Consider the following 10,805-nt stretch of genomic DNA (forward strand, 5'->3'; position numbering starts at 1 on the left):
GATGTTCACACACGTGCCGCAACCCTTGCGTTTCGCTCAGGCGTTGTTGGCGCAGTTTGCCAGCCTGTCCCGAGCCGACGATGGGGCAACGTTGCTCGGCGATTTCGTGCAGGCGTCAGCCGAACTCAGCGCCTGTGAACTCAGCCAGTTGTACCTGCTGGATGCCACGCATACCCGTCTCATTTTGAATGCCGAGTATTGGCAGGGACTTTTACAGCCGAGAGCCGCCACAAGCCTGCCTGCCGATTACGATGGCGAGCAATTGCTGCAATACGCGTTGTGCCAAAACAAAGTGGTCAGCCTGTGCGAGTTGAATGCCGGCCTGCATGAAATCGGGTTTCTACCGCCAAACGCAAAGCCCTGGAAATCGCTGCTGTGCGTGCCATTGCTCGATCAACACAAGGCCGTCAGCGGCTTGCTGGTGTGTGCCAGCCGTGACCATCGTGAACTTGCGGGGTTCGCCGATTCGCTGGGGCAGTTGGGTTCGTTCGTCCTCGGGCAGATGCACCTGCTGCATCGCTTGCGCCGTTCACCAAGCGCGCCTCCTTCATCGGTCAACGTGGTGCCGGTCGCCAGTGGCTACGGACTCATCGGTAAAAGTCCGGCCATGCGCCAGACCTGCAAGCTGATCAGCAAGGTGCTGAACAACCCTTATACCGTGCTGCTCATGGGCGAAACCGGTACCGGAAAGGAAGTCGTGGCACGCGCCATTCATGACCACGGGTCGCGGAGTTCAAAAGCATTCATTGTGCAAAATTGTGCGGCGTTCCCTGAAAGCCTGCTGGAAAGCGAGCTGTTCGGTTACCGCAAAGGGGCCTTCACCGGTGCTGACCGCGACCGCGCGGGCCTGTTCGATGCCGCTGATGGCGGAACCCTGTTGCTCGACGAAATCGGCGACATGCCCCTGTCGCTGCAAGCCAAACTTTTGCGCGTGCTGCAAGAAGGCGAGATCCGCCCACTGGGCTCCAACGACACACACAAAATCGACGTGCGCATCATCGCCGCGACGCACCGCGACCTTATTGCGCTGGTGGCTGATGGTCGCTTTCGCGAAGACCTGTACTACCGCCTGGCGCAGTTCCCCATCGAGCTGCCGGCGCTTCGGGACCGTGGCGGAGACGCGTTGGACCTGGCGCGGCATTTTGCTAATCAGGCCTGCACCTTCCTTAAGCTTGATCCGGTGGCCTGGTCCAACGCCGCGTTTGACCATCTGTGTCGCTACGCCTTCCCCGGCAATGTCCGCGAGCTGAAAGGGCTTGTCGAACGCGCCATTTTGCTGTGTGAAGGCGACGAGTTACTGCCCGAACACTTTGCCCTGCGGCGCGCGTTAGAGCCCGCCGACAGCGAACTGAACCTGCGTGCGCGCCTGGATCAGATCGAACGCGGTCTGTTGCTCGATTGCCTGCGCAAGACCGGCGGCAATCAAACTGTCGCCGCCCGCCAACTGGGCCTGCCACGCCGCACCCTGCTGTACCGCATGGCGCGCCTGAATATCCACGCCTGCGATGTGCCGAGTTGAACCGCGTATGTCGATCCTGTTTTCACACCCATCCCATTCCTTGCAGCACTGCCTGCACTCATTCATGGAGACCCTCTGATGCTCGTTCGTCCCTGGCCCGCTGTCTTGCTGGCGCTGCTCGTTGCAAGCGCTCTTGGCGGCTGTAGCGGCAACTACAAATTCAACGACGACACCTATCGCCCCCTGGGTGACCCGCATGTGGTCAATCGCGGCAAGTGACCGCAAGGAGAGCAGCACGATGGAACTGGTTCTGGAAATACTGAACAGCGAACAGTCGGATCCTTCGCAGGTGAACCGCAAAGTGTTCACGTTGGCGGGCGGATCGATTGGCCGCAGAGGGAACGCCGACTGGCTGATTATCGACACCACTAGCCAAGTGTCTCGCCGACATGCGCTGGTCAGCTATTGCGGCAGCCATTTCTGCCTGACCGACCTCAGCACCAACGGCACCTGGGACAACACCCGTGGCGAGCGGATGACGCGCGGGGATGAGCTGCGCATCGTAGACGGTGGCGTGTATCAGATGGGCCGCTTTGAAGTCCGGGCGCAGGTGCTGCGCGATTCCGTCGAGCCTGCCGTCGAGGTCAGCCCTCGGACAACACCTTCGGGCAGCGGGATGACCATTCCCGAGGACGCCTATTTCGGGCCGCCGCCAATGGCCTCTGTGGATCAACCCTTTGCTTCGAGCATGCCTGCGCTAGAACCGCAGCAGTGCGCAGATTACGCGCCCATCGAGAGGGAGCACGTGCGGACTCCTACGTTGGTGGCGCAGGCCGCTGAGCCCATCCCTGAGCCGACACCGCCGCCGCCAGTGCATCAGGGTGAAGAGTTCTGGCAACGATTTGCCCAGGCGCTAGGCATCGACATCGATGATCTCGACCCGTCCAGCCGAGAAGCTCTCGCGGTCAATACTGCGCGACTGTTCAAGCAGTGTGTGGGCGGCTTGCAGCAGAGCTTACGCACCCGCAGCGAGTTGAAAAACGAACTGCGCCTGGCACTGACCACTGCGCAGTACACCTACAAAAACCCGCTCAAGCACGCCGCAAGTACCAGCGAAGCTGTGAACAGTTTGCTGCTCGCCAGCAAACCGCAGTTGAGCGCGGAACAGGCGATCACGCGGGCCTTTCATGACCTGCAAGCGCACCAGGTGGCCTTGCTCAGCGCCAGTCGCGCAGCGCTGCGCAGCACCCTTGAGCATTTCGCGCCGCAACACCTGACCCTGCGTTTCGAGCGTGATGGACACAAGCCGCTGTTTGCTACCGCCGGCAGTCAGTGGCGTGCGTTTGGCCGTTATCACCAGGCATTGAGTCAGGACGATGACTGGAGCGAACGCCTGCTGGCGCGCGACTTTGCCCAGGCCTACGAAGAACAGGTCCGGCTGGTCGACAGCCTTCACACCGATTACCCAGGATGATGCGTATGTCCGGCTTGAATATTTCTCGTTTCAAAACCTTGGCCGCCCTGGCAACCCTGTTGCTGCTGGCGGGGTGCTCGACGCTGTCGCCGTATTCCAGACTGACCAAGCTGGATTTGAAACTGACCGCCAGCGACCGACTCAACCCCGACCTCCACGGTCGACCCTCGCCGATTGTGCTGCGCTTGCTGGAGTTGAAGAACCCAGTGGCGTTCGAAAATGGCGATTTTTTCAGCTTGTATGAACGGCCCAAGGAATCGTTGGCGCCCGATTGGGTGGCCAGTGAAGAGCTGGAGTTACGGCCGGGCGAAAGCATCGACCTCAAGCTCAGCGTCGACAGTGGCAGCCGCTATGTCGGCGTGCTGGCGGCCTACCGTGACCTGCCGGAAACCAAGTGGCGCTATGTGATCCAGCTGACGCCGACCGAGCGGACCTACGCCGAGCTGCGCCTCGATCAGGCCGGTATTCACAACGCGCTTAACCCACTCGCCACGGCAGGAGACTGACCATGAACGCCCATAAAGTGATTTGGCGCGAAGGCATGCTTCTGCGCCCGCAACACTTCCAGCACAACGACCGTTATTACGACCACCAGATGAAAACCCGCACCCAGTTGCTGGGGCGTTACATGTGGGGGTTTCTTGAGCTGGAGATCGAGACGGAACCTTTAAAAATCGGCAAGGTGGTACTCAGTCGTGCGAGCGGCATTCTCCCCGACGGTAGCTTGTTTAACCTTGACGGCCGCATCAAGCCATTGATGGTCCAGGTACCGCCAAACATCGGTAAGACCTCGGTTTATCTGGCGTTGCCGCTGATAACCGGTAATTACATCGAAGCCAGAGAGGCCAAAGACGAGGACGTGCTGGCGCGCTACACCATCTATGACATGCCGATTGCCAATTCAAATGCCGGGGAGGGCATTGAAAGTCCGGTGTCGTGCGGTCTGCCGGATTTCCGCCTGCTGCTCGGCGAACAACAGAGTGATCAAGTGTTTGTAACGCTCAAGCTGGGCGAGATTTTAGATTGCACGGCGGATGGTGGGGTCACGATGAATGACAATTACTCGCCGACTGTCATTCATTCCAAGGCCTCGAAGTATTTGCTGAAGCGTTTGAACGAAGTGATCCGCTTGGTGGACACCCGTTGTGCGGCTTTGGCCGAGCGCCTGAGCTCCAACGGCAAGGCGGGCGGGTCTGAGGTGGGTGATTTTATGCTCATGCAGATGATGAATCGCACGCAGTTGATCCTGCTTCATTACAAAGACCTGCAACACGTTCACCCCGAGGAGTTGTACCGCACGCTACTGACGGTAGTGGGTGAGTTATCGACTTTCTCCAGCGCCAACAGGCGCGTACCCGTGACGCTCAACTATAGACACAGCGATCTGAGCCTGAGCTTTGAAGCGCTGTTGAATGTTTTCCGCCAGTTGATGGCGATGGTGCTGGAAGAACATGCGACGCCGCTGCCGATCAGCGCCCGCGATTACGGTGTCCAGGTCGCGATAGTCGCCGACCATCAACATTTCGACAGCTCGTCCTTTGTGCTGGTAGCCGGTGCCCATTGCACGGCTGAAGAACTGCGTAATCGCCTGCCTGCCCAGCTCAAGATCGGCACGGTTGAAACCATCCGCAATCTGGTCAATTTACACCTGCCGGGTTTCAAGCTCAGACCGCTGCCCGTCGCCCCCCGTGAACTCGCGTTTCACGCCGACAAGGCCTATTTCATTCTTGATCTGGACACCGAGGAATTGGCACAACTGAAGAAGTCCGGTGGTTTTGCGTTCCATGTGTCCAGCGAAATCGCCGCCCTTGAACTTGATTTTTGGGCGATCAAGAAATGAATGGCATGAATGAAAGGATCGACGAGGATAAAACCAAGTACTGGCCTGCTGACAGCCAGTCCATTGGGTCCAGTTCAATGACCGATGCTCCGGGCTCGGTCCAGACCCAGGATCTGGAAGCCAAAAAAAACCAATCCGCCCAAAGCCATTCGCTCGACACCTACAGCGCGAGTATTAACCCGCTGGTCGCCGCCGCCGCTCATGTGCTGTCGGCCGTTGCGGGGCTCAAAAACCTGGACAAGAAGGCCAACCTCGAAACCCTGCACAGCACGTTGTTGAAGGACCTAAAGGGGTATCAAGCACATGCTGCAAAGCTCGGCGCCGAGAGTCATTTACTGAATGACGCGTCCTATGTGCTCTGTACCTTTGTCGATGAGGCGGTGCTGCAAACCAAGGCAGGTGAGGGCAGTACATGGTCCAAGATGACCCTGTTGAACGAGCTTCACCAGAAAACCTCTGGGGGTGAAGCGTTCTTTGAAATCTTGACCCGTTACAGCGTGAATCCGGTCAAGCACCTGCACCTGCTTGAGCTGATGTACCTCTGCCTGGCGTTGGGGTTCAGGGGCAAGCACGGCGTCAAAGAGCAAGAAAAGGCCGAATTGGAGGACATCCGCGACGGCCTCTACCGAACCATTCGCCACCTGCGCGGCGACGTCCCGCGTGAGCTGTCACCCCATTGGCATGGCCTTCAGGACAAGCGCCGGAATCTGGTGCGCATCGTCCCGTGGTGGTTGGTCGTCCTGTTCACCCTGATGTGCCTGGCGGTTATGTATTCCGGGTTCGCCTGGGTATTGAGCGAACAACGCGAGACCGTTCTTGAACCTTACCGTCAGCTTGATGCGGCAATGACTCAAACGCCGTTGCAGGACAGGGATGCACGATGAAAATACTCTTTAAAAAACTGGCGACCTTCCTCGGAAAGACCTGGGTCTGGACGCTGCTGCTGGTGCTGTTGGGCGCGCTTGCGGTGTGGTTTTTGGGGCCGCTGCTGGCCGTTGACGATTACAAGTTCTGGGAAGACGCGAGCGCTCGTTTACTGAGCATCAGCGCGCTATTTTTGGCGTGGGGTTTGTTCGTCGTTTATGAAAGCTGGCGGAGCACGCAGCGTAAACAGGAAGCCGAAGGCAGCGAGAACGGCAAAGCCCGTCAGAAGCTTGAGCAGGAGATCGCGGATAAAAATAAGCGCCTGCGCAAATTGTTCAAAAAAGCGCTCCGCACCCTGAAAAGCGCCAGCCTGTATCGCGGCCGCAGCGAACGTTGGCGCAACGAGTTGCCGTGGTATTTGTTGATCGGCCCGGAGAAAAGCGGCAAGAGCAGCCTGCTAAAACACTCGGGTCTGGCATTTCCACTCAACGAAGTCGACACCAAGGCAGAGCCGAGCCCAACGTTCTACGAATGGTACTTCGGTGAACAGGGTGTGTTGATTGATACCGGTGGGTCCGTTCTGGATTCGAAAAACGATGCTGACCAACACACCTGGAAAACCTTCCTTAGCCTGTTGCGCACGCGTCGTCGAAACCGACCGCTCAATGGGGTCATCATTACGGTTCCAGCCGAGCTGTTGCGTAGCAAAAAAAGCGACGGGCCGGATGAACTAAAACTTTTATCAACGATATTGCGCAACCGCCTGAAGGATATTCGTCAGCAGTTACGCGTCGATCTGCCGGTGTACCTGGTACTGAGCAAAGCTGATGAGATTGCGGGCTTCGAAGTGTTTTTCGATCAGCTCACAAAACAGGAGAGCGATCAGGTATTGGGTGCAAGCTTTGCCAATGATCAGAACGGCAATGATCTCAGGGTATTGCGCCAGGAATTTGAAGTGCTGCTGCAACGCCTCAACAGCCAGGTGATCCCGCGCATGCATCAGGAGCGCATGCCGGAGAGAAGTGCCGTTATTCTCGATTTTCCGCATAAATTGGGCGCGATTGGCCCAGGCCTGTGCGAGTTCGTGAAGGATACATTGGGCGGCAATCGCTACCAAAGCGCCAGCCGACTTCGCGGCTTCTACCTGACCAGCGCCACTCAGTCAGGCGTCCCGCTCAAGGGCGCAGAAAAAAGCGAAGCAGCACTTCCGCTATTCACCGGCTCAGCCCGCTTCATCAATCACCTGCTAAGCCGCGTGATCTTCCCCGAAGCTGAACTTGCGGGCCTCAACAAACGCGAGCGCCGCCGCATTCACTGGGGGCAGCGTGCGTTGTACGTGACGGCATTTTCTGCGCTGGGAGCGTTCGGTCTGCTCTGGGCCCTTGGCTTTTCTGCCAACCACAGCCGTCTTGAACAACTGCGTGAGTTCGCGCAAAACCTGACCAAGCAGCACGCCGAGTTGGCGCCTCAAGATGACGCCATGGCGGCGCTTCAGCTGTTGGACACGGGCTACGCCGCAAGCCGCGTATTTCCTGCACTCAGCGACGTGCAGCTGCATGAACGCAGTGGGCTTTATCAAGGCGAGCCGAGTTACCCGGTGCTCGACGATGCCTATCAGCGTGAATTGAAAGAACAACTGTTGCCACGCGTCGCCCGCACCCTCGAAGCACACGTGCGCGCCAACATGAACGACCGCGAACGATTGCTCGGCAGCCTGCGCGCCTACCTGATGCTCAACCTCACCGAGCGCCGGGATTCGACCTGGCTCAAGGAGTGGGTCGCAGCCGATTGGTCGTTGCGCTACATCGGCAACACCCCGGTGCAGAACGGCTTGAACGAGCATTTCAGTCGTCTGCTCACACACGGATTTGTCTATCCACTTAACGATGGGTTGGTGGCCCAGGCACGTCAGGTCCTGCGGGCCGAATCGCAATCTGCCGTGGTGTATCGCGCCCTGCGTGAACAAGCCCGCAGCTTGCCGGAGTACCGCCTCAGCCAGCACCTCGGCCCACAAGGCGCGTTGTTCAGCGGCACTGATTACCTGATTCCTGGCTTCTATACCCAACGCGGTTACCAGCAATTTTTCACCACTCAGGGTGCAAGTCTGGTGAACGAAATCTTGCGTGATAACTGGGTGCTGGGTGAAAGCACCGGCATCAGCGGCATGGACTTGCGCCGCTTGATGGTCGAACTGGAGCAGTTGTATTTCCGCGACTACGCCAACCATTGGGGCGAAGCCATCGGCCAAATGCGCGTGCAGCCATTCAGCAGCGCGGGTGAGGGCGCGAGCCAGCTCGCCGGCCTGACCGCCGCCAATTCACCGTTGCTGCAACTGTTGGTCGAAGTGCGCGACAACACCCGTTTCCCAGATCTTACCGAAAGCGCCGAGCAGTTGGCCGATGCGGCCGGTGAGGCGGGCGGCAAGCTAGGGGCATTGGCTAAAGTCGCCGCTGCGGCAGCGGGTCAGGCGCAAGGCGCACTTGCCAAGAGCTTGCCGGACACCGCGAAAAAATCCATGCAGCGTCGTTTCGAACCCCTGCACCAGTTGCTGGACGCCAACAACGGCCCGGCGGCAGCGCTGATGCCTACCTTGCAAGCGCTCAACGATTTGCAATTGCAGATCGCGAGCCTGGCGCGCTCCAGTCAGCCGGAACAGGCGGCTTACGAAATGGCGAAGCTGCGCATGAACGGCCAGCGTGATGCGCTGAACAGCCTGCGCGGTACAACCAGCCGCTTGCCCCGTCCCATCAGTGGCTGGCTGGACGTGTTGGCCGAAGACACCTGGATGCTGGTGCTTAACGATGCCTATCAGTACCTGAATCAGCGTTATCAGAGTGAACTGCACGCGTTCTACAGCAAGGCGCTGCACCAGCGGTATCCGTTCAATGCCCATAGCAGCAGCGATGTCGCTATCAGCGATTTCCGCGAGTTCTTTAAGGCGCAGGGCGTGGCGGATCGTTTCTTCGACACCTACATGCGGCCCTTTGTCAGTGGCACTGCAGGCAACTACCGCTTGCGCAGCATCGACGGCCGCAGCTTGCCGATGTCGCGTCTGTACCTGACGCAAATGGGTCACGTGCAGGTCATCCGGCAAAGCTTCTTCGCGCAGAATTCGAACGAGCCGCAGGTGCAATTCAAGCTTGAGCCCTACACCCTGGACCCAACCGTGAGCCGTGCTGAATTCCGTTTCGGCAATCAGCAGATGGACTACCGCCACGGGCCTATCGTGCCGATGTCGTTTAGTTGGCCCACCGACGCCGAAGACGGCCGCACGAGTCTGGTGCTGGAAAAAATGGTCGGTCGTCCGGTGGGCATCGAGAAAAACACCGGCCCTTGGTCGTTGTTCCGCCTGTTCGACCTGATGCAGACCGAGTACCTGAAAGGTCGCGATGTGATGGTGCTCAAGGCCGACGTGGGTGGCCTGCGCGCCAACTACCTGTTGCTCGCCCAACGCTCGCCGAACCCGTTTGATGTGGACGCGTTGCGCAGCTTCCGTCTGCCGGCGCAGCTCTGATGGGGCCGGAAAACCCTTGGCGCAGTGTGGCGCGCACCGACACCGGCAAGGTGCGGGCGCGCAATGAGGACGCGTTTCTCGACTGTCCACAGCGCGGGCTGTGGGCGGTCGCCGATGGCATGGGCGGCTATCAGTGCGGCGATGTCGCCAGCCAGATGATTGTCACCCAGCTCGCCGAACTGCCCGAGGAGGGCAGTTTCGACGAGCGGGTGATTGCCATACGTCAGTGCCTGCACTGGCTCAATCGACGAATGAGCCAGGAGCTGACCATCACCCCGGATCGCCGTGACAGCATCATGGGCAGCACGGTGGTGGCACTGTTGATCGACGGCACACGTGGCGCGTGTGTCTGGGCAGGTGACAGTCGTTGCTACCTGTTGCGCGAAGGTCGTCTGCATCAATTAACCCGTGACCACTCGTTGCGGGAGCAACTGATCGATGAGCAAAACATGACGCCCGAACAAGCCAGTCAGTACCCCAACGCCCGCGCACTGACCCGCGCCATTGGCGCCACCGAGCAGCTGAAACTGGAAGTGCTGGAGTTGGAGGTGTGTCCGGGCGATGTGTTTTTGCTGTGCAGTGATGGGTTTTATCAGGGCCTCGACAACGAAATGTTACGCGAAGCCTTGAGTCTTGAATCGATGCACACGCTGTTCGACGAGGTACGGTGTGGCAGCGCTCGGGACAACCTGACCGCAGTGGTGATCAGCCAATGACCGAGCCCCTGCCACCGCTGCCCGACGTGCTGGCTGGCCGTTATCGCATCGAGCGTCTGCTGGGTGCCGGTGGCATGGGCACGGTGTACCGGGCGCGGGATTTATTGCATGAGCAGTTCGGTGAAACTGGCGCCGAGATAGCGGTGAAAATCCTCGGCGAAGCCTTCGAAGGTTCTCCCGATGCCAATGCGCTGCTGTACAGCGAGTTCGCCTTGACCCGACACCTGCGGCACCCCGGCGTGATGCAGATGTTTGATTTTGAAGTGGACTCGGCCTGTGGGCGCGCCTTTATCACCATGGAGCTGATGCAAGGTCTGCCGCTGGACCGCTTGCTGTGCGAACGGCCACTCGGCGTACCCTGGATCGAACTGCGCGATATCGCCATCGAATTGCTGGACGCCCTGGCGCATGCCCATGGCCGAGGCGTGCTGCACGGCGACCTTAAACCCAGCAACGTCATGCTCACCGAGCAGGGTGTACGCCTGTTCGACTTTGGCCTCGGGCAGGCAATGGACGGCGTCCTTCCAGGGCTGCCGACCCTGAGCCGAGAGCGCATCAAGGCCTGGACACCTAACTACGCGGCCCCCGAGTTACTCGAAGGCGGACCCTTGTCGATGAGCACCGATGTTTACGCTGTCGCTTGTGTGGTGTTCGAACTGGCGAGCGGTAAGCATCCTTTCCAGAGACTGACGGGCATCGAAGCCCGAGAGAAAAAACTGGACCGAAAACTGAAAAAGCCCAAACACCTGCCCAAAACCTGCTGGTCAGCCCTGCAAACCGCGCTGGCGCTGAACCCGAAAAAACGCACGATAGATGCCGCAGCATTATGCGATTCTTTCCGAGCCGCACCCCCCGCCAAATCCTGGCGCTGGTTCTAAACCCGATAAGCCTGCTCTACGGACCATTGCATTCCATTGTGGGAGCAGGCTTGCTACTAC

The 10,805-nt window shown here is 59.1% G+C and carries 9 protein-coding genes; all 9 read left to right on the forward strand.

From position 1 onward, the window contains the following. The first annotated feature begins 1 nt into the window (after position 1). Entirely contained in the window at positions 2–1,519 is a 1,518-nt protein-coding gene (locus tag AC1ME2_RS13820) for a sigma-54 interaction domain-containing protein (RefSeq protein WP_480441907.1), read from the forward strand. Positions 1,520–1,597: 78 nt separating this feature from the next. Beyond that, positions 1,598–1,738, forward strand: coding sequence for a type VI secretion protein (locus tag AC1ME2_RS13825; protein WP_480441909.1), 141 nt, complete (start codon positions 1,598–1,600; stop codon positions 1,736–1,738). Between the two features lie 19 nt (positions 1,739–1,757). Beyond that, positions 1,758–2,933 carry a type VI secretion system-associated FHA domain protein TagH gene (gene tagH, locus AC1ME2_RS13830; RefSeq protein ID WP_480441910.1) on the forward strand — a complete coding sequence of 392 codons (1,176 nt, stop codon included), beginning with the start codon at positions 1,758–1,760 and terminating at the stop codon, positions 2,931–2,933. Positions 2,934–2,938: 5 nt separating this feature from the next. After that, positions 2,939–3,439: a type VI secretion system lipoprotein TssJ gene (gene tssJ / locus AC1ME2_RS13835; protein ID WP_480441912.1), complete on the forward strand. Its 501-nt coding sequence runs from the start codon at positions 2,939–2,941 to the stop codon at positions 3,437–3,439. Positions 3,440–3,441: 2 nt separating this feature from the next. Further along, the gene (gene tssK / locus AC1ME2_RS13840) at positions 3,442–4,773 is read left to right on the forward strand and encodes a type VI secretion system baseplate subunit TssK (protein ID WP_480441913.1); all 1,332 of its coding nucleotides are present in this window, start codon (positions 3,442–3,444) and stop codon (positions 4,771–4,773) included. Between the two features lie 5 nt (positions 4,774–4,778). Next, positions 4,779–5,657 (forward strand): type IVB secretion system protein IcmH/DotU, encoded by an 879-nt coding sequence (icmH, locus tag AC1ME2_RS13845; RefSeq protein ID WP_480441914.1) that lies wholly within the window; start codon positions 4,779–4,781, stop codon positions 5,655–5,657. Then, the gene (gene tssM / locus AC1ME2_RS13850) at positions 5,654–9,151 is read left to right on the forward strand and encodes a type VI secretion system membrane subunit TssM (protein WP_480441916.1); all 3,498 of its coding nucleotides are present in this window, start codon (positions 5,654–5,656) and stop codon (positions 9,149–9,151) included. The genes icmH and tssM overlap by 4 nt, the downstream gene beginning before the upstream one ends. Next, positions 9,151–9,867, forward strand: coding sequence for a PP2C family protein-serine/threonine phosphatase (locus AC1ME2_RS13855; protein ID WP_480441918.1), 717 nt, complete (start codon positions 9,151–9,153; stop codon positions 9,865–9,867). The genes tssM and AC1ME2_RS13855 overlap by 1 nt, the downstream gene beginning before the upstream one ends. Then, on the forward strand, positions 9,864–10,745 hold the full coding sequence (locus AC1ME2_RS13860; RefSeq protein ID WP_480441919.1) for a serine/threonine-protein kinase: 882 nt from the start codon (positions 9,864–9,866) through the stop codon (positions 10,743–10,745). The genes AC1ME2_RS13855 and AC1ME2_RS13860 overlap by 4 nt, the downstream gene beginning before the upstream one ends. The last annotated feature ends 60 nt before the right edge of the window (positions 10,746–10,805 follow it).

Source organism: Pseudomonas sp. ASL9, assembly GCF_056680335.1.